This is a genomic window from Alicyclobacillus suci (genome assembly GCF_017329615.1).
In the GTDB taxonomy this organism is placed as follows: Bacteria; Bacillota; Bacilli; order Alicyclobacillales; family Alicyclobacillaceae; genus Alicyclobacillus; species Alicyclobacillus suci.
In genome coordinates, this window is record NZ_JAFMTW010000251.1 from 1 (window position 1) to 251 (window position 251).

Genomic DNA, 251 nt, shown 5'->3' on the forward strand with positions numbered 1-251 from the left:
CATGTAGAGCAGCCAGACACCCCGGAAAATCAGATTGAGCGCCAAAATATCCCAAATCCAGTGTTGGCGGGTGTAGCTGTTGTCTTGGCAGACATCGCGATACTCCTTTCGTACGCTACTATCCTATCGTATGTCGGGCGGCCTGACGAGCCGTTGGCAACCTCAAATCTGTTGAAACTGCGTGAATGCTCCGCCTTTGTACGTTTTCTTTGATTGGATGTAAGTGAAAATGATTTGATGTGGTATTATAA

1 protein-coding gene is annotated in these 251 nt (G+C 47.0%); it reads left to right on the forward strand.

What is annotated here, in order from left to right; all coding sequences use genetic code 11:
• Window positions 1–213: hypothetical protein (locus J3482_RS20610; RefSeq protein WP_206923143.1), on the forward strand; the 213-nt coding region annotated here is incomplete at its 5' end.
• Window positions 214–251: the final 38 nt, after the last annotated feature.